Annotated in this window: 21 protein-coding genes and 2 pseudogenes; 6 read left to right on the forward strand and 17 right to left on the reverse strand. The window is 40.3% G+C overall.

Translation table 11 applies throughout. The features are described 5' to 3' along the window. Positions 1-36: 36 nt before the first annotated feature. Complete coding sequence (locus N482_RS12045) at positions 37-1011, reverse strand: DUF1852 domain-containing protein (RefSeq protein ID WP_063377266.1); 975 nt, start codon at positions 1009-1011, stop codon at positions 37-39. A gap of 498 nt (positions 1012-1509) precedes the next feature. Here N482_RS12045 and N482_RS12050 point away from each other — a divergent pair, with 498 nt between their 5' ends. Further along, positions 1510-2319 (forward strand): sulfite exporter TauE/SafE family protein, encoded by an 810-nt coding sequence (locus tag N482_RS12050; protein ID WP_063377267.1) that lies wholly within the window; start codon positions 1510-1512, stop codon positions 2317-2319. A gap of 97 nt (positions 2320-2416) precedes the next feature. Here N482_RS12050 and N482_RS12055 read toward each other — a convergent pair whose 3' ends face one another. The 4 genes and pseudogenes from N482_RS12055 to N482_RS12080 all read right to left on the reverse strand — a co-directional run bounded on the left by N482_RS12055 (position 2417) and on the right by N482_RS12080 (position 6607). After that, positions 2417-2986: a hypothetical protein gene (locus N482_RS12055; RefSeq protein WP_063377268.1), complete on the reverse strand. Its 570-nt coding sequence runs from the start codon at positions 2984-2986 to the stop codon at positions 2417-2419. A 255-nt stretch (positions 2987-3241) separates the two neighbouring features. Then, positions 3242-4494: pseudogene (locus N482_RS24340) on the reverse strand (glycoside hydrolase family 3 N-terminal domain-containing protein). A 24-nt stretch (positions 4495-4518) separates the two neighbouring features. Continuing rightward, on the reverse strand, positions 4519-4878 hold the full coding sequence (locus N482_RS12070; protein ID WP_063377271.1) for a hypothetical protein: 360 nt from the start codon (positions 4876-4878) through the stop codon (positions 4519-4521). 742 nt (positions 4879-5620) lie between these two features. Beyond that, positions 5621-6607, reverse strand: coding sequence for a rhodanese-related sulfurtransferase (locus tag N482_RS12080; protein ID WP_063377273.1), 987 nt, complete (start codon positions 6605-6607; stop codon positions 5621-5623). 265 nt (positions 6608-6872) lie between these two features. Between N482_RS12080 and N482_RS12085 the strand changes: the two genes are divergently transcribed. Both N482_RS12085 and N482_RS12090 read left to right on the forward strand, forming a co-directional pair. Continuing rightward, the gene (locus tag N482_RS12085) at positions 6873-8201 is read left to right on the forward strand and encodes a DEAD/DEAH box helicase (protein ID WP_063377274.1); all 1329 of its coding nucleotides are present in this window, start codon (positions 6873-6875) and stop codon (positions 8199-8201) included. Between the two features lie 3 nt (positions 8202-8204). After that, a complete protein-coding gene (locus N482_RS12090; RefSeq protein ID WP_063377275.1) occupies positions 8205-9032 on the forward strand; it encodes a S1 RNA-binding domain-containing protein in 828 nt (275 codons plus the stop codon). 75 nt (positions 9033-9107) lie between these two features. Here N482_RS12090 and N482_RS12095 read toward each other — a convergent pair whose 3' ends face one another. From N482_RS12095 to hutH, 9 genes are all read right to left on the reverse strand, one after another. Continuing rightward, positions 9108-10211 carry a serine hydrolase domain-containing protein gene (locus tag N482_RS12095; protein ID WP_063377276.1) on the reverse strand — a complete coding sequence of 368 codons (1104 nt, stop codon included), beginning with the start codon at positions 10209-10211 and terminating at the stop codon, positions 9108-9110. Between the two features lie 729 nt (positions 10212-10940). Beyond that, on the reverse strand, positions 10941-11114 hold the full coding sequence (locus tag N482_RS24855) for a DUF6435 family protein (protein ID WP_155730578.1): 174 nt from the start codon (positions 11112-11114) through the stop codon (positions 10941-10943). 86 nt (positions 11115-11200) lie between these two features. Then, positions 11201-11557 (reverse strand): VOC family protein, encoded by a 357-nt coding sequence (locus tag N482_RS12100; protein WP_063377277.1) that lies wholly within the window; start codon positions 11555-11557, stop codon positions 11201-11203. 136 nt (positions 11558-11693) lie between these two features. After that, positions 11694-12077: a GFA family protein gene (locus tag N482_RS12105; RefSeq protein ID WP_063377278.1), complete on the reverse strand. Its 384-nt coding sequence runs from the start codon at positions 12075-12077 to the stop codon at positions 11694-11696. A gap of 145 nt (positions 12078-12222) precedes the next feature. After that, on the reverse strand, positions 12223-13857 hold the full coding sequence (locus N482_RS12110) for a methyl-accepting chemotaxis protein (protein WP_063377279.1): 1635 nt from the start codon (positions 13855-13857) through the stop codon (positions 12223-12225). Between the two features lie 437 nt (positions 13858-14294). Continuing rightward, the gene (locus N482_RS12115; protein ID WP_063377280.1) at positions 14295-14909 is read right to left on the reverse strand and encodes an HAD family hydrolase; all 615 of its coding nucleotides are present in this window, start codon (positions 14907-14909) and stop codon (positions 14295-14297) included. 232 nt (positions 14910-15141) lie between these two features. Next, positions 15142-15312, reverse strand: coding sequence for a hypothetical protein (locus N482_RS24860; RefSeq protein WP_155730579.1), 171 nt, complete (start codon positions 15310-15312; stop codon positions 15142-15144). A 551-nt stretch (positions 15313-15863) separates the two neighbouring features. After that, the gene (locus N482_RS12120) at positions 15864-17864 is read right to left on the reverse strand and encodes a urocanate hydratase (RefSeq protein WP_063377281.1); all 2001 of its coding nucleotides are present in this window, start codon (positions 17862-17864) and stop codon (positions 15864-15866) included. An 11-nt stretch (positions 17865-17875) separates the two neighbouring features. Continuing rightward, positions 17876-19375, reverse strand: coding sequence for a histidine ammonia-lyase (gene hutH / locus N482_RS12125; RefSeq protein ID WP_063377282.1), 1500 nt, complete (start codon positions 19373-19375; stop codon positions 17876-17878). A gap of 218 nt (positions 19376-19593) precedes the next feature. Here hutH and N482_RS12130 point away from each other — a divergent pair, with 218 nt between their 5' ends. Next, positions 19594-20502: a LysR family transcriptional regulator gene (locus N482_RS12130; protein ID WP_063377283.1), complete on the forward strand. Its 909-nt coding sequence runs from the start codon at positions 19594-19596 to the stop codon at positions 20500-20502. Positions 20503-20966: 464 nt separating this feature from the next. Here N482_RS12130 and N482_RS12140 read toward each other — a convergent pair whose 3' ends face one another. The 3 genes from N482_RS12140 to N482_RS26125 all read right to left on the reverse strand — a co-directional run bounded on the left by N482_RS12140 (position 20967) and on the right by N482_RS26125 (position 22374). Further along, positions 20967-21428 (reverse strand): pyridoxamine 5'-phosphate oxidase family protein, encoded by a 462-nt coding sequence (locus N482_RS12140; protein WP_063377285.1) that lies wholly within the window; start codon positions 21426-21428, stop codon positions 20967-20969. 138 nt (positions 21429-21566) lie between these two features. Further along, entirely contained in the window at positions 21567-21782 is a 216-nt protein-coding gene (locus tag N482_RS12145; RefSeq protein WP_063377286.1) for a hypothetical protein, read from the reverse strand. Between the two features lie 355 nt (positions 21783-22137). Further along, positions 22138-22374 carry a WYL domain-containing protein gene (locus N482_RS26125; protein WP_081227926.1) on the reverse strand — a complete coding sequence of 79 codons (237 nt, stop codon included), beginning with the start codon at positions 22372-22374 and terminating at the stop codon, positions 22138-22140. Positions 22375-22435: 61 nt separating this feature from the next. Between N482_RS26125 and N482_RS12155 the strand changes: the two genes are divergently transcribed. Next, a complete protein-coding gene (locus N482_RS12155) occupies positions 22436-22696 on the forward strand; it encodes a hypothetical protein (RefSeq protein WP_063377288.1) in 261 nt (86 codons plus the stop codon). Positions 22697-22919: 223 nt separating this feature from the next. Beyond that, positions 22920-23542 (forward strand): annotated as a pseudogene (locus tag N482_RS12160) (transposase); the annotation flags it as partial. Positions 23543-23806 lie beyond the last annotated feature (264 nt).

The following is a 23806-nucleotide window of genomic DNA, read 5'->3' on the forward strand; positions in this document are numbered from 1 at the left end:
CGATGCAAGCTAACAAACTATAGATTATTCACTTAGTTAAGCGTAACTAGCTGACCATTGTTCAAGAATAGTCTGGTAAGGTTTGATGAAGTTCTCTTCAGCAAACTTACCTTGCTCTTTGGCTAATCGACTGCGCTCTTCTCTGTCATACACAATTTGAGTAATCGAATGGTCAAGGTTCTTAAGGTTTGGTCTATAACAAGCACCTGCAACAGCGTTTGCATTATATATTTCTGGACGATAAATTCTTTGGAAAGTACCCATCGTACTAATGGTGCTGATCAATTCAAGATTACTATAGTCGTTGAGTAAGTCACCAAAGAAGTAAAAAGCTAACGGTGCCACGCTATTTGGCGGCATGAAGTAACGTACTTGTAACCCCATTTTCTTAAAGTATTGCTCGGTTAAGGAAGACTCATTTGGCAAGTACTCAAACCCAAGCACAGGGTGCTGATTTTCTGTTCTGTGATAAGTTTTGTTATCAGATACACTTAGACAAATAACTGGCGGCTTTTTAAAATTGTTTTTGTAAGTTTCTGAATTAACGAAATACTTAAACAGCTTACCATGCAAGTCACCGAAGTTATCTGGAATACTAAACTGAGGCTGATCTTTGTTGTGATCTAGCAGTAACACACTAAAGTCATAGTCGCGAACATAAGATGAGAAGTTATTACCTACAATACCTTCAATACGCTCACCTGTTTTGTTGTCTAAGACGTATGTTTTTAGTACTTCGATTGAAGGAAAGGTCTCACCACTACCTTGAATATCCATATCAACAGAAACTATCTCAAGTTCTACCGAATATCGATCACCAGCTGGATTATCCCAATGTGCCAAGGCGTTAAAGCTATTATCAATCATTTGTAAAGCATTACGTAAATTGGCCTGACGGCTCTCGCCTCTTGCTAAGTTAGCAAAGTTGGTTGTAATACGCGTGCTGTTTGACGGGTGATAATTTTCGTCAAGACGAAGGCTTTTAATTGTAAACGTAAATTCTTTATTCATGATGATCTTGTATCCAAATTTTAGGTAAAACCTTAAATAATTTCTCCCCCTAGACTCGGCTTTTTAGCCTTATCTTATAATTCTAAAATCGGATGTTTGGTTTACATCTCATTAGGATTTTTAGAATTCTAGACGTCTAGAGCTTTTCGTTGAGTTATTTATACGTGGATACTGGGTTATTTCAAAATGTTATAAATTCAAATTGATCATGAGTAAAATTCATAACCAATGAAACCGCGGCCCACAAAGGACATCTAGCCATCTTGATGGAAATTAATGTTAAACGTGAGGTAAATTCATAATTAGATTTACTTTCTCAATATCAGCCGCCATTTCATCACATTATAAAATTAAGTTATTGTTTTTTATAAATTACATTTAATTTGAAAAGTTAATTATTGGGTGTTACCTAGTTAAATATGCTTAAAAACGTCATGGTGCGAACGTAATTTCATTCATGTAGTATTGCAGCCCCAAATATAAAAAAATGTGAATGGAATGAGTGAATTGTTGTTGTTGATTGTATATTGTGCACTGCTAGGCAGCGGTGTTGGTTTTTTGGCCGGGCTACTCGGTATTGGTGGCGGATTAGTCATAGTCCCTATATTAAGTATTATTTTACTTCAATTTGAAGTGTTACCTGCTGAGCAAGTGGTTGTAGCTGCAATTGCAACGTCATTGGCATCTATACTTTTTACATCGACATCTTCAGCCATTGCGCATCACAAAAATGGCAACGTCCCTTGGGAGCTAGCGCCGTGGATAATGACTGGCGTCGCGCTAGGTGCCCTGATAAGTGGATTCCTAGCAGCAATGTTACCAGAGCAAATAGTCAGGTGGGTTTTTGCTATAAGCGTCGCGCTCATATCTGTGAAAATGTTTTATAGCAGTGCTAAAAGTGATGAAGAGCGTAAGATGCCAAACAAAGGCCTATTAACGGTCTTAACAACGATTACTGGTGGGCTGTCTGCAATGATTGGCATAGGCGGTGGAGCCTTATTAGTTCCGTTGCTGACCTTCTTTTCTGTGAACATGAAAAAAGCAATTGGATGTGCATCAGCATGTGGGATCGTTATCGCGCTTTTTGGTTCAATCGGTTACATAAGTTCTGGCATTGCGCACTTTGATTTGAAAGACGGCTTTGCTGGGTTTGTTTACTTGCCTGCGTTACTGGGGATTGTTTGTACCTCTTGGTTTACCGCGCCTTTAGGCGCCAAAGCGACAAATTACTTGCCAGTTTCAACGGTAAAGAAAATCTTTTCAGTACTGTTAGTCGTTATGGCAGCGAATATGATTCTAAACCAATAAATCTCCATTTGAGGGCCAATTGATTTAATCTGGCCCTCGTTCTGAATATACATGTGTCAGGCATGTATCAATTTAGGTTGCACCGACGTAAATAACTTTACTGCCCTGTTAAGGTCATTTGTGTGCCAATAAGCACTAAAAACCAGAATACTAAACCAATAAAAATCCATACAAAATTTAATAATGTGAATCTGTCATTAGCACTGCCTGAAGGATCTGAACTGGCCAAGTTCACAAGTGTTTGCGCCTTGTATAGGCAAAAACTTGCAACAAACAAAGTAACATACATTGCGTATGCACTGAGTGGTAAGCCTATTCCTTTGTCAGCTAAACGACCTAAAATGTTACCAAGAATGGATATCAAAACGAATACGGTTGCAAAATGTATTATTCTACTTGGCTTTTTTTTGCAGTTTATTTCATGTTTGGTTTCAAATAGTGAAAACAGCGAGTGAGCAAAAAAGATTGAAAAAATACCTCTCGCAATAGGCCAAATATCCTCACCAGAGCTCTTTTTATACTCGCTCCAATGCTCATAAAACCAGTAAACGGAATAAAACCCAAAAGTCATTAAGTTGAGCGTCCAAAGCTTTCTCGCTGATACTATGTAAAAGTGCATTTTTGCAGGTTCGTCTGTAATTGACTTAGGTAAAACTTCTTCTGTCATTGCTTCCTCTGTGCTAATTTTTCTTGGCAGGGTAACCTGTTAGAAACCATGCCACGCAAATGCAATTTGTGCAATAGTTCTTCTAAATATCAACTTGGCACGTGCGCACAGAGGTTACATTTTACCAGTGGTAACTATTACTTCAATTACACGCAATAACCAACGCCTTAGCTGCTGATGTTCGCAACGCGATTTTACTTAACTCAAGTTTAGCATCTCCATTTAACGCAATATTAAAAGGAAACTCAGTATGAGCTAACCTCCGCCAAGGCTTTCAAAACATGCCATAGGCACCGCAACTCGTTGCCATTGATTTTTAAGTTTTGAATGCGGTATTTTCACCACGGACTCACATTGCACTTCACTGATGCAGTTCATCCCAACTGTAGCCCTAGAAATAGCACCCTCTTTCACTGAGATATCAAAAGTTAAGTATGCGTTCGATTCTACATAAGCACTTAAATCTTCTGTAAAGCCGTGGTTACTTTTCTCAAATGAGCCATTCGCACTTAACGTAATTTCACCGCCCGCTTTTTCTACTTGCTGCTTAATGCCTTCAAAGATTGAAGTTCCACCGGGGAAAGTCAGCGTTCGTATTGTTTGTCGCTTGCCAAGTAATGGTCCATCCTCCGGACTGTTTACCGATGTTGTGTGCCCCATCACCAGTAATTAAGATATTTTGTTTTGGTGATAGTGGCAAAATACGTACTTTATTTTTGAGAAGCACCATTGATTTGCGCACAGCTTCTCTGGCGAGCGCTCTGTGTTGCTGATTACCCATCATGTTACTGTCACCTGCGTAAAGCCGCTGTGTTAGGCTTGGTTTACGGAATAAGCCAGCTCGTAATTTCACTCTAAGAATTCGGCTTACCGCATCATTTACTCTGCTCAAAGGTATCGTGCCATCTTTGACTTGGTTAACAGTGTTATAGAACAAAGGCTTCCAACTTTTAGTTGGGGCCATAAACATGTCTAACCCTGCGTTGATTGCTTGAGAACAGCTCTCATTCGTACAACCTTGGATCTGCCCGTGACCAATCCAATCCCCTACCACAAACCCATCAAACCCCATGCGATCTTTTAGTACAGTAGTCAGCAAATACTTGTTGCGATGGATCTTATCACAATCCCAGCTATTAAAGGATGCCATAACGGACTGTGCGCCTGCCTTTAAGCCACCCACAGAAGCACGCTTATCGCCATTTGGAAATGCCCCGTCACCATTTAAATAAGAACCGAAAACGTATTTGCGCATATCTTCAACTGTGATATCACGTATTTCAGGCTGAATCATTTGCGCTACTTTTTGCTCAGTTGTCATTTCGGCAAGTAGTTTTAACACGCGATTCAACATCTTTCGAAACAACGGCCTCCGATGTAATATAAGGCCAAATTGATGGTTCTTTATCTTTCGCTGTTTGTGTTTCAAGTTGCTTGGATTGTTCGCAAGCGCTGAGTAGACTCACCACGCAAACGCATAATAAGGCTTTTTGTTTGATGTTTTTCATTGCGCAGCTTCCTTACTTGATTTTTTATGACACCCCCAAAGACCAAAAATTAGCAATGAAGATATAACACGCTGCGGGTAAAAAGAATGAGCCGTGTAGGCCAATAATATCAGCAAGTAATCCTTGCAAAATGGGAATGATCGCACCACCAATAATTATTAAACACAACAGGCCAGAGCCGCAACTTACTTCTTTGCCAAAACCAGAAATGGCCAAACTAAAAATTGTTGGGAACATAATAGAGTTAAACAAGCCGACCGCTAGCATGGCCCACATTGCCAGTACTCTCGTTTGATTTACTGCAAAAACAACCAGCATCATCGAGACTACAGCATTAAAAGCTAACACTTGCCCTTTGGCAGCGGTTTGGGCTCTGAGCGACATTTCATGCTCTTTTTGCAAACGCGCGTTGTATAACATAATGAAAAATATTGCAGTCCACACAAACAAGGTAGAAACTGAAAAAAACCAGCCCCAAAAACTCGGTCATATTGAGCTCTTGGTACCAAACTTGGTGATATACAATGGTTTTGTATGATACCAACTTGATGACATTAAACACTAAACCAAGTACAGCAAAACTCGCAATCAAAGTTCGCTTAAGCGGCCAATGTACAATCCGCCTAATAATCGACCACATTAAAAAACAAAATGAAGCCACAGATCACCTCAACAGATCAATTCAGCAACTGACCTCTTAAGTTAAAATCGTTGTCGTCAAACTGCGGGGGGAATGATGGAAATAAACACCACCATTGTATATCCGAGCCACCCAAGGAGCTGTAATGACCAAAACTGGTAACTTTGTTTTGAAAATGCTTGGAGTTAAATTGTCAGTTCTGACCGAGTTGGTACATTCATTATTGTTGTACGGTATAAACTTATCTCGTTTCAGTATAAGCGCTCACCATCAAGGAGCCCAAATCAGTAACAATCACAATTGAGCGCGCTCACATTTATTGAATGATTATAAATTTCTGAATATATGCATATTTTAAAAAATTCGAATGCATCAAAAACAGACTAAACTAGAGTGGACTTTGTGAAGAGCATAAATAAAAACGCCCCCAGCCAAAATGGCTGAGGGCGTCTAAAATAGATAAAACTATTTAAAAATTAGGGCAAATTAAGCTGATTGCTTACGCTGCTCTTCTTTTTGCGCTTGCTTTTGTTCTTTACGTTGACGAAGTGCTTCTTGCGCTTCATGGCCGATGTGACCTTCTCCGCGCTCTTTTGCTAACTCCATTTGCTTTTGACGTTCAGCGAAGCGTGCCTTTTGTTCTTCAGTCACATTATCATAGCAGTAGTGGCAAGATACGCCTTCCATGTACTGCTCTAATTTCATTTCTTCTTCAGTGATTGGCATACGACAAGCATGACATTGCTCGTAAGAACCTTTGTTTAAGTCGTGATCTACAGCTACACGGTTGTCGAATACAAAGCATTCACCTTCCCACATTGTCTCTTCTTTTGGCACATTTTCTAGGTACTTAAGGATACCGCCTTCAAGGTGATATACCTCTTCAAAGCCCTGCTCTTTCATGTAAGCAGTAGATTTTTCACAGCGAATACCGCCCGTACAGAACATAGCAACTTTTTTGTTCTTTGCTGGATCAAGGTTTTTTTCAGCCCACTCGGGGAATTCGCGGAAAGTTTTAGTCTTAGGATCTACTGCGTTTTTGAAAGTACCAATTTCGATTTCATAATCATTACGCGTGTCGACTAATACAACTTCAGGGTCAGAAATAAGTGCATTCCAATCTTCAGGCTTAACATAAGTACCAACTACTTTTTTCGGGTCGATACCGTGTACACCCATGGTCACAATCTCTTTTTTCAACTTCACCTTAGTGCGGTAGAACGGACATGTTTCGTCAAAAGATTCTTTATAAACAATGTTGTCCAGATCCGGTTGCTTGTCCAACCATGCAAGTAACGCATCAATACCTTCACGTTTTGCAGCCACAGTACCGTTAATACCTTCTTCTGCAAGCAGTAAAGTACCACGTACCTCATTCTCTTCCATTACTTGCAATAAAGGTTGACGGATCTGCTCAAAGTTAGGCAACGAAACGAACTTATACATTGCGCAAACAACATAAGGTTTAGTCATAATAATTCTCTTTTGTAAGCTTTAAAACAACCTACACTTAAACACGACGCGTAGGCACAAACCGAATCGTAAATCCGGCGCTGAGGCGTGTATTTTACGGATTTATAGAACAAATGCAAAAAGCGCGGAATCAAGTGCTAAGTTTTTATTCCAAGTGATTAAAACGAAAGCAAAAACAATTTTAAACTGAGATTTATGTAGTGCCTTTATCTAGCTCTTTGCTATAATGGCGCGTTTTTTAGAATAATGACTGGAGAAAGTAACTTTGAGATTTTCCGAACTCGGCCTTGACCTTCGCTTTGAAAAGCAACTACAACATCAGGGAATTAATGAGCCTACTGAAATTCAAGCACATGCCATCCCCACAGCTTTAGCAGGCCACGATGTTTTTGCACAGTCAAAAACCGGTTCAGGAAAGACCTTGGCGTTTTTGTTACCCGCTGTCCAGCGTGTAATGAAGCAAAAAGCGCTAAGTAAACGCGATCCTCGTGTACTCATCGTTGCCCCTACCCGCGAGTTAGCCAATCAGGTATTTTCCCAGTGCCGCCTACTAATTGCCGGTACTTCAATGACAGCTACCAAAGTGCTTGGCGGTGAAAACTTTAACGACCAAGTAAAAGCGCTGCGTAAAAACCCACACTTTGTAATAGGTACACCCGGTCGTATTACTGACCACCTTGAACAACAGTCTCTGCACCTTGCGGGCCTTGAGCTTTTAATTTTTGATGAAGCAGATCGTATGCTTGATTTAGGTTTTGATAAACAGCTCAATGCCATTAATAGTCAAGCAGATCACCGTCTTCGTCAAACCATGGTATTTTCAGCGACACTAGAGCATGCGCAAGTAGAACTTACCGCAAAGGCACTATTAAAGTCGCCGAAAAAGATCCTTTTAAGCGGCAGTAATGAAAAGCACGAAGATATTCAACAGGCCCTGTATTTTGCAGATCACCTAGACCACAAAGAAGCGTTACTTAAACACTTTGTGCAACAAGATGAAGTTGGACAATGCATTATCTTCACTGCAACGCGTCAAGATACAACTCGTTTGAGTGACTTACTTAACGAAATGGGTATTAAAGCTATTGGTTTAGCGGGCGACTTAGCGCAAAACAAACGCCTTGATATTATGGACGCGTTTAGCCGTGGTATTTATAAAGTGTTAGTCACAACAGATGTGGCATCGCGTGGCCTTGACCTATTAAACGTCACGCACGTAATCAACTTTGATTTACCAAAACAAGCGGAAGAATACGTACACCGCATAGGACGAACAGGCCGCGCGGGCTTTAAAGGCACCGCAGCTTCATTAGTCGGTCCAAAAGATTGGAATAGCTATCAAGCAATCGCACAGTATCTAAAAGAAAAACTGACTTTCCACACAATTGAAGGTCTTGAAGGTAAATTCAAAGGCTTTAAAGAAAAGCCTAAAAAGCCAGCTTATAAAGGTAAAAAGCCTGTTGCTGGTAAAAAGCCTGAACACAAACGCAAGTTTACGAAAAAGCCTAAGGCGCCTAAAAAGCCAATTGCAGCGCCATTTGATGTGGATGGAAATTCACCACTTCGCAGAAAACCAAAGCCAGCCGAGGAATAAACCATGCTAGGTACTAAGCAATTTTTAATGATTGAAGAGATCAGCGCTGAAGGCGCATATCTAGACGGTAAAGAGCTCGGTGATGTGTTTTTACCTTTGGATGAAAAGCCTGAATATTTAGAAGAAGGCGATAACGTCGAAGTGTTTATCTATTCAGATAACCAAGGGCACCCCTGCGCGACAACGAAAGCTCCCATTGCTCAAGTTGGAGAGTTTGCACTACTTCGAGTTAAACAAATCAACAAAGTAGGTGCATTCATGGATCTTGGTATTGCTAAAGACGTGCTAGCGCCCTACAACGAGCAAAAGCCTAAAATGCGCGAAGGCTATAGCTATCTAGTTAAGCTTTACTTAGACAACGCCAGTAAACGCCTGTGCGCATCGAGCAATATCAATAAGTTTGTAAATAAAACACCAGCGGACTACAGCAAGTTCGAAGAAGTGGACCTGATCATTGCCTCAAAAACCGACCTTGGCTACAAGGTCGTCATTAATGAAACCCATTTTGGTATGGTGTTTTTTGACACCGTATTCAAGCGCATGTATATTGGCCAGCGTATGAAAGGCTATATAAAGCAAGTACGTGATGGCGACAAAATTGATGTTTTACTTGAAAAGCCAGGCATTGAGAAAATTTCAGGCTTAGGTGAGCAAATTCTAGCCAAGCTAGAAGAGAACAATGGCTTTTTACCACTGGGTGATAAGTCAGATCCTCAACAAATTAAGCAAGCTTTTTCAACCAGTAAAGCGAACTTCAAAAAAGCAATTGGTGGACTCTTCAAGCAAGGTATAATTGACATAGAAGCTACTTCAATTTCACTTCGTAAGTGATTACCCGTAGGTGATTTGAGCACTTTGCACAAATCACCTAATTAACCGAGTTAAGCTTTGCTAAATAAACCCAGTTTAGAGCTTAAAGTCTTCAATGTAGTGAGCAGCAATGTTATCTACAAATTGGATAGGCAGAGCACCAGCTAAATTTGTTAACACGACAATCGAAACATTATTTTCAGGATAATGGATCATAGTTACCGCATTGCCGCCACTTGCACTTACCGCAGGGTAATGCTTGCGGTCTAATACTTGCCAGCCAATCGCATAGCCATTTTCCAACTTACTAAAGCCACCTATTTTACCATTGTTTAATTTGATTGGGTTCCAAAGCAGTTTTGTATTTTTAACGAGCTTGTTGGACTGCAATGCGATTAAGTATTGTGCAAGCTCAGTCGCAGTTGAATTCATACCCGCCGCCGTTCTCATCATATAGAAAAATCGCCCATAGATATTAACAAAGCGCTTGGTTTTACGTTCGTATAAATACTGCCGAGCTTGATTTTTTATCACCGGAGTCATGTATTCGAAACCCGATTCTGCCGTCAAATGCATACCGACTGGCTTTAATTGATGATCGGTTATAAATTCAACAAAGCTCCCATCAACATATTTATCGATGATTTTACCAACGATTACATAGCCTGTTTGGTTGTAATCAAAACGCGTGTTTATGTCAGATATCATTGGCAAAGTTTGTACCTTCTTCCAAGCAGCTTTCGGATCACCTCTGACAATCAAATCAATATAATAACCACTTAGTATTTTAGGTAAGCCCGATGTATGTGCCATCAAATGCTTAATCTGAATTTTATGCCAAGCCTTTGGTAACTCAGGAAGGTGCTTACCGACTTCGTCATCAAGGCTAATCACGCCCTTTTCCACCAGCTGTAAAAGCGCTACGCCAGTAAAGGCTTTGGTCATAGAGTTAATGGAAAATACTGTATGGTTAGTCACTGCAATATCATCTTGCAAATTTGCTACGCCATAGCCTTGAGTTTTTATAATCTTCTTGTCTTTAACGACAGCCAGTTGCAAACCAGGAATATGGCGGTCCGCCATTATCTGCGTAATAATCGTATCTACTTCATCTGCTTTTACAAACAGTGAAGTGAAAAAGCATATGGCTACAAGAAGGACAAGTTTAAGTTGTTGTAATACTGCAAAGTTTGTTTTCATAAATTTTCTTATTTTTAGTGCTTGAAGTTAATACGGTAAAAATTAAAAACAATACTGTTTTCTACCGATAACAAGATATAGAGTTTTAATGATAAAAACAGCTAGAAACCAAGATTATGAAAATTAAAATACCCGCGAGGTAGGAATGACCTGAAAAGAGCTAGGATATGTGTGCTCCTAAGCTCGTTTTCTATTCAAGTACTATTTGAAGAGCTGTTTAGATTTCTTTAATCTGTTCTAAAGAAGTTACACTAAATTTCAGTTAGGAAAAAGTAGCTAACATTTTTATACCGTTAGACTTCAAAAATACCTGCTTTCTTTTCGCCTCTCCAGTGACCTGAATTTTTTGCCTATAAAATTAAACCTTAGGACTGAGTCCTTCTTTGCGAATAAACGCTCTTATCACTCCTGGTGATAAGGCTATGCTAACAGAGCGGCTATCTCGGAGATTTTCTTGAGTATTCAGAAAAATTTCTCCGTTGACTTTGCCTGTGGCCTTCACCTCAAACTCAAATGTTCCGCTTACACTACAAGGTACTTTTGCTTCAGATAAAGTGCACACGCAAGTGGTAAATATTTCGTTTTATGTGTCCCTGCTAGCGTAATTGTTCCTTACTATTATGTTTTTTGGGACGAATTTAAGCTACCTTGTTCCTGAAACTTTAATATAAATTTTATATTTAAAACATTAAGAAAAGCCGAATACAGTGGTTAAATTTTCAGTAGTATTTAATTCTGCTTCTCTATACGTTGTATTTCTTGCCACAAGGAGTCAGCTTCAGCTGTGAGCATAGCATACCCTCTAATATCGCCGTTTCTTTGCGCATGCATTGCCTTTTCAAGCAGTATACTATGTGATTTTCTCAATTTTTTTGATGGATTGGATTTAAAAATACCAAACATATAACCGACCTCGTTAATTGCTTCGCTTTCTTAAACGAAGCAAAATTAATTAGGGATCACAGTGTTTGGCAAAGAATCATAGCTGACTACTTTTGTTCCGACCAAACCGCAAATTCATTGCCACTAGGCTCTTTGAAATGAAAGCGACATCCGCCAGGAAAATCAAAAATCGGCTTTACTATCTTGCCACCATGCTGCACCACTTTATCAAGGGTCGTCTGGATATTGTTACTGTAAAAGACCAATAATGCACCGCCTCCACTTGACTGACTATACATGTCTGCCTTGTAAAACCCACCATCTAAACCTTGATTTGAAAATGTCGTGTATTCTGGCCCATAATCGACAAACTCCCAAGCAAAAACTGCACTGAAAAATGCTTTAGTCGCATTCAAGTTCTTTGCAGCAAACTCTACATAGTTAAGTTTTTCGTGTTGGTTCATATTAAACCTTTTTTATTTCTTATTTATCTTTTAAAGCTCCGTAAACTTTGACAGAATTTCAAATTATAGTTATCACTGTATACGAATACTAACGCCAACCTAGACAGTAAAACAAGCTGAAACGGCCTATAGGAAATTACGTTTCAACATGTACACACCACCATTTAGGTTTCTTGGAAATATATGAGTGCGAAGTTGGGCGCAATTCTGTTTTATTAGGCCAGTCAAATATCCCCAAAACTAATGCAATTACAGGCGCATCATCAATGGCACCGATTGTACTGCCACATTTATTACAGAAACTGCGGGATGAATATTCTGAAGAGCGCCACTGTTTCGGCACACCACCCGCACCAACCCACGCGACATGACCTTTTTCAAATTCGACCCATGCCTGTGTTAACGAACCACCATGACGCTGGCACATTTTACATGAACAAGTATGCGGATTTTTTGGGGGACCAGACGCCTCAAATCGAATATTTCCACACAGACACCCTCCTTGATAAACCTTTGCCATCTGAGTACTCCTTAATTTTCTTTATCAAACTAATACAAGATACAAGCTCACACATTATACGGCAGACTCAGTTGGTAACGGTATCCCCTTGAAATATATAAGCATGAAGGTGAACATAACTCCCACTGGCTAGAGCGGTCATTACCTAATCAAGTTTAAACCCACCAACGGCCTGCCTTAATTTACTAGCACTTGCCATTGCTTGGTCGGCAACGGACTCATTTTCAACTGCGGTGTCAAAGTTTTCGCGTGTACCCTCAGACATGCGAGTTAGGTTGCTGCTAATATCATCTGTCACTTTACTTTGCTCTTCTGTTGCTGTCGCTGTTTGTAAAGCCATATCAGACACCCGCTGTGAGGCAGTCGCTATTTCACCCAAAGACTCTAGCGTTTGCGCTGAACATTCCACTGTTGACTGTGTAGAGTCATTGCCTTTTTCTATTGAGGTAACGGCTTGATCTACCCCCTGCTGTAAGTTTGCAATCATCTCGTGAATGTTTTCTGTAGACTGCTGCGTTTTGCTAGCAAGCGTTCTCACTTCATCTGCAACAACAGCAAAACCTCTTCCCTGCTCACCTGCTCTAGCGGCTTCAATAGCCGCATTAAGCGCAAGTAAATTAGTTTGCTCAGCAATACCACGTATCACATCTAGTACAGAAGTAATATTGGTAGAATCTTCAGATACTTTAGAAATAGTTTGAGAGGCCGTTGCGATAATATCCGAGAGCTGATTGATCTCCGCAACTGTTTTGTTAGTGACTTTAGTGCCTTCATCTGTCAGCTGGTTTACATCAGAAAGGTCCTGCGCCGTTGAACTCGCATTTTCTGCAACTTCTTTAATCGCATAAGACATCTCGTTCACTGCGGTTACGATGACCTCTATCGCCTGTAGCTGATTAGAGCATGTATCATGAATACTTTTAGAGCCCCTCTCCAAAGCCTCAACGCCATTGGTAACAGCAACGGTCTCGTCAACAATCGTACGAATTAACTCTGACAACCCAGCAACGAAGTTGTCAAACTCTCTCGCGACATCGCCCAACTCATCTTCACGCGTTGAGTTTATTCGTTTAGTTAAATCACCATCGCCTTTACTCATATCTCTCAATTGGTAAACGAGGTCGTTAAGTGCGTTGGCCATTTTCTTAGGTGCAATCAAGCCGATGGCGATGATCATCGCAATCACAATAGCACTGAAAATAAGGATCACAGTTAAAGTACTGTTCACCTCACTTATGGACTCTGAACTTACGCGGCTACTAATTTTGTCAGCAGCCTCCCCGGCAACATTGAAATAATCTCTAAGCGCATTAAAACTTTGCGTCGCCGCACCTTCACTTTGGACAATCGCGGCATCACGCTCGCCCTGACGAATAAGGTCAAAAACTTTTTGTGAATCACTTAACCAGATTCGATATTGGCTATCAAATCCACGTAGTGGTGCAAGTGCACTGGGGTAATCTGCCATGAAAGCTCGGTACTTATTCATCCGATCTAACGCTTGTTGCGCGTTTTCTTGATAGGCTGCGTATAACGTTTGGTAACCTGCTTGTAACTCCGTTATATACAAAACATGTTGCTCAGCAGAGAGCGCTTGATACAAGTCTCTATCGGCATTGATAACAGCGGAAATAGCTGGGTTAAACTTATTACCAACCTCATCCAAACTTCGTTCGGTCTTACTAATAAGAAATAGATTTATTGAAACAACGACGATAAAAAACACAGAAATCGCAATGAAAAGCATTGAGTATTTTACTTGGAGGCTTTTAAGGTTCATGAAGGACCACTATTTGTTCGCTACTTCATACAAATATAGTAAGTAATACTTACTTTTCAGCATTGATACATGAGGCGTTACAAAGAATTTGTTTCTTAAGTTTCGATTTTTGGCAATTCAAGATGCAAATATCAAGGCAAGGTAGCTAAACCCAAAAGCAAATTTACTTATTTCCAACTGTTAGATTCGGCTCCAAACCTAAAAATTTCAACTTTGTTTCAATAACCTGAAATACAAAAAGTCTATTTATTTATCGTACAGAGAAAACATCCGTATTAGAGAAAAAGAGATTGAATAACTCAGAACTCGTGTAATCAAATCGCATTGGTGGTTTATCACCACCAACTTTTAGAAAATTATTAAAGTTTTATTATTTGGCATAATCAAGCTAGGTACACTCTCATTGGCGCTTAATTTGCCTACTCTATAAGCTTAGCTTAAAACGCTAATCCTAACTTTTTAAGCTCTTCTTCACATTGCCCTGCATCTTTAAATTGAATTGCTTCAATGCCCATCGCTTGTGCGCCGGCTACATTATGTGGCATATCGTCAATAAATACGGTTTCATTTGCGTTTAGGCTAAAGTGTGTCAGTAATGCATCGTATATAGCAGGTTGTGGTTTGAGTACACCTAAATCTGCCGACACAATAGCACCTTCAAATAACGGCCAAAATTGATAGGTTGCCTTTAAGTAGTCAACAATCTCATGGACATTATCCGTAAGTGCATAGACTTTATAACCTGCTTTTTTAACTCGTTCTATCAAAGCTACTGAGTTGTATACAGGGATCAAAGAATGCTTAATATAATGGAACAAGCGTTCACAATCACCTTGACTCAAGTCTAACTCCTTTTGATACCTGAGTTTTGTTTCTTCCTCTGTCATTAAGCCTTTGTTTAAGTCCAACCAAATATCAGAGTGAAATACGCTTTCGACTAATCCTGTTTGAAGGTGTGACTTCCCAAATGCCATGCTGATAATGTCTTCTGGGGACCAACGAACTACAACATTTCCAATATCAAATACAACATTTTTAATGGTGGTTTCCATTTAACTTCCTTTTGAATAATTAGCGCACTTTAGCGTTAAAAGATACTACAGCACACACTTTAATCGTGCTACAGGAAATAAGTATTACGGTATGAAATCGGTGCGGTTTGTTGAGATGCAATTTGCCTGAACAGGTTAGAAGTAGTTTATTCAGGGGCTGAGTAATATTTTATAGTAGGCCAATTAAGGCCTACAACAACAAGGGTTAAAGACTGCTAAAGTGTGGGGTATGTTAGCAGTTATCAGAATAGCACTGCCAAGAAACAGGACACTTAACAGTAGGTAAACAGCCCAGAGAATCTAGGCCCTGACCACCACCGATCTGAGGAGTTTGCTGCAGGTTAAGCGCTTTGTTTGATGTGCTTAAGTTTTTGACTTTCTTTTTACTAAGTTTAAGTAACATATTAATTTCCTTTGGTTAGTTACATTCAACGCGCTCACAATAACAGGTTTATATATTCATTCAAGATCTTTTATTGGATTTATTATTTAAATAAAGTTGAGTTAAAGAATTAAACAACCTTTAAAATTCGAATAAATAACATGAATCCCCTTATGAATGATTTCATTTTGAGCATATTTAACATCTCTGTATCTTAAACCTGAATAAATTACCTTTTGTAAGCGTCGCCCCTTGCGCAAAGGTAAATATTTTAATTCGAATGAAGCTATAAATATTTCGCGAATTTAGTCTTGGTTGAACAGTTGAACAGTTGAACATTTGAACATTTGAACATTTGAACATTTGAACATTTGAACATTTGAACATTTGAACATTTGAACAGGACTTTAGCCATTAAAAAGTTGGCGTGCATGGAATCTAAAACAGAATATCGAAACTAAAAGTGGCTTAGAAAGTCATTCTTTAGCTCAACTGTTGCATGGCTTTTTAGTAGGTTGCGGGGAGGAGTAAGTAAATACAGGGCATGGACAATGCCCTGTATTGTATTAGGATTAGAGCGATAAACTGCTTAGCAGTTCATCGTCTACATTGTTTGCCAATGTTACCTTTAACTTAGGTGTTCTTTCCATTTCGCGTTTGATTGCGAAATTGGCTTCTTCGTTACGTGCCCAGCTACGACGTGCAATACCATTGTTGACATCAAACAGTAGCATTGACTTCAAACGGCGCTCTGCGTCACTTGAGCCATCAAGCAGCATACCAAAACCGCCGTTGATCACCTCACCCCAGCCAACACCACCACCGTTGTGGATTGAAACCCAAGTCGCGCCGCGGAAGCTATCACCGATTACGTTGTGGATAGCCATGTCTGCTGTAAAGCGACTACCATCATAAATGTTAGACGTTTCACGGAATGGTGAATCCGTACCACTCACATCATGGTGGTCACGACCCAAAACAACGGGGCCGATTTCACCGCGCTCAATGGCATCATTGAACGCTTTCGCTATTTTCATACGCCCTTCTGCATCTGCATATAAAATACGCGCTTGAGAACCAACAACTAACTTGTTTTGCTTCGCATCATTGATCCAGGTGATGTTATCTTGCATCTGCTGCTGAATTTCTTCAGGTGACTCAGCCATGATTTCTGTAAGTACTTTTGCAGCAATCGCATCCGTTTTATCTAGGTCTTCTGGCTTGCCAGATGTGCATACCCAGCGGAACGGGCCAAAGCCATAGTCAAAACACATGGGGCCAAGAATATCTTGTACATATGAAGGGTATTTAAAATCGATGCCATTTTCTGCCATTACATCACCACCAGCGCGTGATGACTCAAGTAAAAATGCATTACCATAATCGAAGAAGTAAGTACCTTTTGCTGTGTGCTTATTTACAGCATCAGCATGACGCTTAAGTGTTGCTTGTACTTTTTCTTTGAAAACTTCAGGCTCTTCACGAATGAGACGATTTGACTCTTCGTAGCTAATATCAACCGGATAGTAACCGCCTGACCAAGGGTTGTGTAATGATGTTTGGTCAGAGCCTAGGTGGATGAAGATGTCTTCTTCTATAAATGACTCCCACACATCAACCACATTACCAATAAATGCGATTGAAACCACTTCTTCACCAGCTTGGGCTTTTTTAACACGCGCAACTAATTCAGGCATGTTGTCAACTAGCTCATCAACCCAACCTTGCTCGTGACGTTTAATCGCAGCTTTAGGGTTTACCTCAGCACATACAGTAATACAGTTTGCAATGTTACCTGCTTTCGGCTGTGCGCCACTCATACCGCCAAGGCCAGCAGTTAAGAAGATCTTACCTTTTGGACTTTCGCCTTTCTCAAGCACTTTACGAAACGCATTCATTACCGTAATTGTTGTACCATGTACGATGCCCTGTGGACCGATATACATGAACGAGCCCGCTGTCATTTGGCCATATTGAGTCACACCAAGTGCATTGAACTTTTCCCAGTCATCTGGCTGAGAGTAGTTCGGTATCATCATACCGTTAGTAACGACCACGCGCGGTGCATCTTTTGATGACGGGAATAACCCCATTGGGTGGCCTGAGTACATGTGAAGAGTTTGGTCTTCTTCCATTTCGCTCAGATATTTCATCGCTAACAAGTACTGCGCCCAGTTTTGGAATACCGCGCCATTACCACCATAAGTGATAAGCTCTTCAGGGTGCTGTGCAACTGCTGGGTCTAAGTTATTGTCAATCATTAACATGATTGCCGCAGCTTGCTCGCATTTAGCTGGGTAGTCTGAGATTGAACGCGCTTTAAGCTCATAGTTAGGCTTAAAACGATACATATAAATACGACCGAAATCTTTTAGCTCTTTTGAAAACTCAGCGGCTAATTCTTTGTGCCACTCTTTTGGGAAGTAACGCAGTGCATTTCTGATTGCTAGCTGCTTTTCATCAGCGCTTAAAATATCTTTACGCTTTGGCGCGCGGTTCGCGCCTGCCGGATAAGGCTTCGCTTCAGGCAATTCGCTAGGGATACCCTGCTTTATTTGTTCTTGAAAATTCATGTCGGATTTCCTTAGTTCACTGTAACCGTAAATGCTTGTGAATTAACAAACTCAACCATAGCATCAATGTCTGGCTTAAGTAGTCTGTCTTCTTCAAGTTTCGCGACCTTTGTACGGATCAAGGCATGATTTTGTTCAATAATGTCTGAACACTTGTTTGGACGTCTAAAATCAACAGCTTGCGCAGCGTACATCAGCTCGATTGCGAAGATTTTTTCAAGGTTACCCAAGATTTGATTGAATTTACGTCCTGAAATACTACCCATAGACACATGATCTTCTTGACCCATTGACGTCGGTACACTGTCAGCCGATGGAGGGAAACATAGAGACTTATTCTCTGTAACCAAAGCAGCGGTCGTGTACTGTGGGATCATCATACCTGAATTTAGACCACCTGATGTGGTGAGCAGTCGAGGTAGTCCGTGTAAGCCTTCAAGTAGTAAATAACAGCGACGGTCTGAGATATTACCAAGCTCTGCCGCTGCAATTGATGCGTAATCAAGTACCATCGCTAAAGGCTGACCATGGAAGCTACCACCAGAGATGGCTTCTTCTTCACTGATCACAATTGGGTTATCTGTCACTGAGTTCATCTCTGTCTCAGCAAGCTCTTTTAAGTGGTTATATGCGTTACGAGACGCACCGTGCACCTGAGGAATACATCTTAATGAATATGGGTCTTGAACGCGATCGCACTCTTCATGGTCAGCCATGTTCTGTGAATCTTTGAATAAATGACGCATGCGTTTTGCAACTGCAATGTTACCTTCAAATGCACGAATCGCATGAAGTTCTTCACGGAACGGTTGCTCACTGCCTTGCATGCCTTCAATGCTCATTGCACCGGCCACATCTGCAAGGTCTAATAGATAGCGCATTTTTGTCAAACCAGTAATGGCGTGAGATAGGATAAATTGCGTACCGTTAATAAGTGCTAGACCTTCTTTAGAATCAAGATCCATTGCTTCAAGGTTATTATCTGCAAGTACCTGAGCCGCAGCCTTAATTTCTTCACCTACCCAAAACTCACCTTCGCCTAGTAAAGGTAAGAATAAATGAGAAAGTGGCGCGAGATCACCGGATGCTCCTACTGAACCTTGCTCTGGCACCACTGGGATAATGTCTAACTCAATAAACCTAAGCATACGCTCAATAACGGCTAAACGAATACCAGAAAAGCCCTGACTCAGCGCATGCACTTTGGTAATCAGCATCAGCTTAGAAATAGACTTAGCGATTGGGTTACCAACACCTACAGCGTGGGTAATAAGTAAGTTCTTTTGTAGTAGCTTGGTTTCTTCAGGAGAAACTTGAGTATCACACAGTGGGCCAAAGCCAGTATTAATACCGTACACTGCTTTATCAGACGCAGCCATTTTGTCAACGCGTTGACGGCTCTTGTTAATTTTATCTAATGCTTCCTGACAAAGCTCTGCTTTAATACTGCCATCGGCAATGCCGTTTACAATATCAAGGTTCAGACGATCAACACCATATCTAAACGTCATCTTATTCTCCTAAATATTTGTGTTTCTTGAGCAACTATGTGCTTCGATGGCGGAATGTTAGCTTGCTAGAGATGTTTTATAAATGCATAATAATCGTAATTCATTCCGGCTTTATCAAACTTTAAAAACAATTGCTCATACAAAACACAAACTGAGCAATTACTGTGCTAAATAGACTATTTCATAGTTCGCTAAACGAAGTTATAAGAGGCTACCCAGTGCAAGTTCATGACGTAGATTTACGCCTTCTAAGGATTTTTGTTGCCATCGTTGAATGTGGGGGACTTTCAGCCGCTGAATCTCGCTTAAATATTGGACGTTCAACAATCAGCTCTCACTTATCTGACCTTGAGGTTAGATTAGGGATTAAACTCTGCAAACGTGGTAGAGGTGGATTCGAATTAACAGAACCTGGGCGCGTAACTTACCAAGCTTCTCTTGAATTACTGCAACAGTGCGATGCATTCGCCACCACTGTAGCAAGTTCTAAAAATGAACTCTCAGGTCGTGTGACAATCGCCACGATAGATACCATGGTCAGTGATCCGCGTTGCGGCGTAGCCAGAGCAATTTCGGCACTCAAAGCAAAAGGCGGAAATATCCAATTTGAAATTAATGTTTGTGAAGCAAGAGAAGTTGAGACGTCTGTTATTAATGGCCGTTCTTTAGTGGGACTTGGTGTAAGTCGACATCATTTACGCGGACTTGACTATTACCCACTTCATGACGAAACCAACTTTTTGTATTGCGCCCAAGGGCACCCCTTGTTTGATTGCAAAGACTCTCGAGTAACACGACTGCTTAAAAATGCTGAGGTAGTAACAAGTAACTATATGAGGGATAGAGAAACCAGAAACGACGGCTTGAACTATCAAAACAGCGCGATAGCATATCACGATGAAGGCATCGCTCATTTGATTTTGTCAGGCGAGTTTATCGGTTACTTACCAGAACATTACGCCAGTTATTGGGTTGATAAAGGCTTGTTTAAAGCGATTTTACCAAAAAAGTATTCTTATAAGATTCCGGTAGTTTTAATCACCGCAAAAAATAGCAGTATGTCGCCGCTGGCCAATGCAATTATCGAAGAATTGAAAAGAAGTCACGCTGTTTTACAAAATAGCTAAAATCTTATGCTCGAGTTTATTTAGTCAAAAAGCCATGAGAACAGAGCTTCGCCTATGGTTAAAGGTAGCCGAGATCTGATTGCCGCACGCCCATTTGATGAGAATTGCGCTAAATGTGCCTGACGAATATACACCGACAGCTCATTAGGTCGCATTACATAAATAAATGGGTAATAACTGTTTATCAAAGATTTTAGAGCGGCATTTTATATAAAAGAAATGCCCTCATCACGCACTACGCCAAATGCCAAATGCCAAATGCCAAATGCCAAATAAGGACAGTAACAGTTCATAAACAAATTACAGTTAAATTTTAAACTCAAAGAGTGGCGACTTAGACTCACCGTAGAGTTGTGATTTTCAATGAACTGAGATGAACTTTTATGACCGAGTAATTTGGTCACAATAACTCACCTGCCACAAGCAGAAAACTCTCGACCACACTTCATTTTGAGAATGCGCAATCATCGTTTATGTTGGTAATTTGCAACTTGGTATCTAGTTAAAGCGTTTTTTATTTGACTATCTGGTGTTGTATCCGGAAATAGGAAGTAGCTTGGCGCCATGATTTTTGACTTAGACTCTATGTGAATTACAAATATGTTTTTAACCGGATAGCTTTCGTTAGCAATTTCACGAATTGACTTTAGATATTGTTCACCTTTGTCTGAATTTGTGTCTATGACTTCAGCAGTTCCCTTTAGTTTAAAACCTCTTTGTTCAAACACATCTATCAAAGAAACGCACACCTTGGCGTTAGCTATAACATTGCGTTCACTAATTGGCGAGGCGATATTCGCTATCAATAGCGTGTAATCATCTACTAAAGTGAATATTTCCTTTGGGGACACATTTGGCGTCATATCTTCGCCAACTGTAGCGAGCCAACACAACACACTTTTATTTATATACTCTCTTAATTCCATGCCACAGCGCCCTTTTATATCTTGATGTGCAACAATTTAATCCATCGCTTTTATATAAGCCACCGTGAAGCTCAACTGTATTAGAAATTCTCACATGTGAATTAAGACAATTACCAACACACTACGAATTTTCTAGTACTAAGCCCAATTAATTCCCTGAGGTAACTCATAGCAGCTAAATTCCATATGCACGAAGCTTCGCTCTATTGAATTTAATAACTTTTCTGATGCATGCAGAAGGTGTGACCGCATAGCCAAGATTACACCAGCAAGCACGTCACAGTTTAATGCGTTGTACTCTTTTACACATGTTTTGATCTCATCCACCGAGAGCAGCTCTAGCTGATGACTCACGGGGATCACCTTTAAACACCATTTTTGTAACTCGTATCATTTAGATGCAATCTCAAAGTCACCATTTGGTTTAGTGCATCTAACGAAGGCTGTACATGATGCACACCTTCCTTAACATTCCAAAACTAACTGTTTTCTCTTGATGCCATGGACCCCAGTTGTTAGAGGAAGACTTATAAAATAAGATTGCACGAACTAAGCAAGCTTTTTGCCCAAACAAATGACTGGCGAGCGTCAATATATATTGCGAATTTACCAGCGCATTGATAGAACTAAAGTTCTTCTCTGCATTTCGTATGCCTGGCCGGGAAATAACACAGCGATGAGCGAGCTCAAGGTTGACTTGTTGGATGACTTAGCCGGATATAGCAGCGTCAAAAATTTCAAAACCTTGTTCGTGTAACGTCATACAAATACCTCCAATTTCACACTTAGTTAGTTTTCGGGCGTTTTTTAACTCAGAGAGTGGAATTATCTTAAACTCGTTAGCAGTTGGTTTGATTTCTTCAATTCTATCACAGCGAAATATGCACATATCATCACGTGGATGATCCCACGCAAGTACATACCATACAGGGTAACTTAAAAACAGTTAGTTAGGTTCTATAATACGGGAGCTTCGTATTCCTTGCTCATTAATACAGACAACCTCTATGGATTTCATCATCAAAAAAGCTTGGTGTAATAGTTCAACCGACGCATGCGTCGCTGATTCAAGGTTTGATAATACAAAGGTTGATGCGGACTTGCCTATGATAATGCGTGATTTAAGTCCGTTTACTTTAGATTTCATGACTGGTGAAAATGACGCCATTATTTTGTGTCTCACACTGCTAAGGCGGGCAATAAATAACGGAGGTTCCATCTGTTCAGCAATGGCTCAACTAATCATTAAGTCGACTGTTTCTGTATAGCTTAAATTAATCCGCCCTACACCCCAGTGTTTGGCTAACCGTATTACTCCGCCTTAGCCAACATCGGTTTCGAAAGACAGTCCTCTCGACTTCAAAACCTCAATATCACGATTTAATGTTCGGTGCTTACCCCCACTTCTTTGGCGATATATCCAATAGTAATTGGCTGACCTGATTTTAATCGGGCCGTAATAATTTCAAGCCTGTCGATTCGGGAAATTGTAGATTTTCGCAAATTGTTCGTCACGGTGCTGATTTAAAAACACATCGCTAACACTGCAAGCCAGTACAATTTACCCGCGCACAACCTTAATTTAAAAAGTGTCTGCGACAGAAAAAAGATGCGCTATTACTTTCCTGACAAAGTCGTTCATCGATCTATTAACTTAGACATCGCCATACTCGATTGCTATCACAAGGAGCTGAAGCCTTTAGAGCATTATATTGAACAAATGGCCAAACAGTACAACCCTATACACCTTTATATTTTGCAAACAATTAACGGGATAGGTCGTATTCTAGCACTCGCCATTATTTACGAAATTGGTGACATCAATCGATTTTCAAGTGTACAAAAGTTCGCTTCATATAGTCGGTTAGTCAAATGCAAAGCCGAATCTGCTAGTAAAATCTACTGGCAATACACATCTAAAATGGGCTTTCTAGGAAGCCGCCGTATTGCTGCTTCGCCATAATCATAATGCCAACAAATATATTGAAAAACTACAAAAGCGAATGAGCAAAGCCAAAGCACTATCAGCACTTGCCCATAAGTTGGGCAGCTGTGTTTACTACACGCTAAAAAAAGAGGTGGTGTTCGATGAAGCTCGATTCTTAAAGAGTTAGTCACGGTACTGAGTGAGATGAACATCTCACTGGATATAAGGCTGAGCATCAATCAATTGGGTGAGTTAATAGCCAATGACCTGATTATAGGTAGTGTTCAAAAATCTGTGTCATTTCAGTAAACTGGTAAAAATAGGAATGACACATGACAACTCAATTCAACTTTGATGATGCTGTTAAAGCTCTTCAATCAGGCAAAAAACTTAATGGTAAAGATGGCGTACTTACCGATCTTATCAAACAATTAACAGAGTCAGCTCTTCA

The sequence above is a fragment of the Pseudoalteromonas luteoviolacea NCIMB 1942 genome (assembly GCF_001625595.1).
GTDB lineage: Bacteria > Pseudomonadota > Gammaproteobacteria > Enterobacterales > Alteromonadaceae > Pseudoalteromonas > Pseudoalteromonas luteoviolacea_A.

Coding starts and splice junctions, on each gene's coding strand:
- N482_RS12045 (WP_063377266.1), bottom strand. CDS start 1,011: ATGAATAAAGAATTTACGTTTACAATTAAAAGCCTTCGTCTTGACGAA.
- N482_RS12050 (WP_063377267.1), top strand. CDS start 1,510: ATGAGTGAATTGTTGTTGTTGATTGTATATTGTGCACTGCTAGGCAGC.
- N482_RS12055 (WP_063377268.1), bottom strand. CDS start 2,986: ATGACAGAAGAAGTTTTACCTAAGTCAATTACAGACGAACCTGCAAAA.
- N482_RS12070 (WP_063377271.1), bottom strand. CDS start 4,878: ATGTCGCTCAGAGCCCAAACCGCTGCCAAAGGGCAAGTGTTAGCTTTT.
- N482_RS12080 (WP_063377273.1), bottom strand. CDS start 6,607: ATGACTAAACCTTATGTTGTTTGCGCAATGTATAAGTTCGTTTCGTTG.
- N482_RS12090 (WP_063377275.1), top strand. CDS start 8,205: ATGCTAGGTACTAAGCAATTTTTAATGATTGAAGAGATCAGCGCTGAA.
- N482_RS12095 (WP_063377276.1), bottom strand. CDS start 10,211: ATGAAAACAAACTTTGCAGTATTACAACAACTTAAACTTGTCCTTCTT.
- N482_RS24855 (WP_155730578.1), bottom strand. CDS start 11,114: ATGTTTGGTATTTTTAAATCCAATCCATCAAAAAAATTGAGAAAATCA.
- N482_RS12100 (WP_063377277.1), bottom strand. CDS start 11,557: ATGAACCAACACGAAAAACTTAACTATGTAGAGTTTGCTGCAAAGAAC.
- N482_RS12105 (WP_063377278.1), bottom strand. CDS start 12,077: ATGGCAAAGGTTTATCAAGGAGGGTGTCTGTGTGGAAATATTCGATTT.
- N482_RS12110 (WP_063377279.1), bottom strand. CDS start 13,857: ATGAACCTTAAAAGCCTCCAAGTAAAATACTCAATGCTTTTCATTGCG.
- N482_RS12115 (WP_063377280.1), bottom strand. CDS start 14,909: ATGGAAACCACCATTAAAAATGTTGTATTTGATATTGGAAATGTTGTA.
- N482_RS24860 (WP_155730579.1), bottom strand. CDS start 15,312: ATGTTACTTAAACTTAGTAAAAAGAAAGTCAAAAACTTAAGCACATCA.
- N482_RS12120 (WP_063377281.1), bottom strand. CDS start 17,864: ATGAATTTTCAAGAACAAATAAAGCAGGGTATCCCTAGCGAATTGCCT.
- hutH (WP_063377282.1), bottom strand. CDS start 19,375: ATGACGTTTAGATATGGTGTTGATCGTCTGAACCTTGATATTGTAAAC.
- N482_RS12140 (WP_063377285.1), bottom strand. CDS start 21,428: ATGGAATTAAGAGAGTATATAAATAAAAGTGTGTTGTGTTGGCTCGCT.
- N482_RS12155 (WP_063377288.1), top strand. CDS start 22,436: ATGGATTTCATCATCAAAAAAGCTTGGTGTAATAGTTCAACCGACGCA.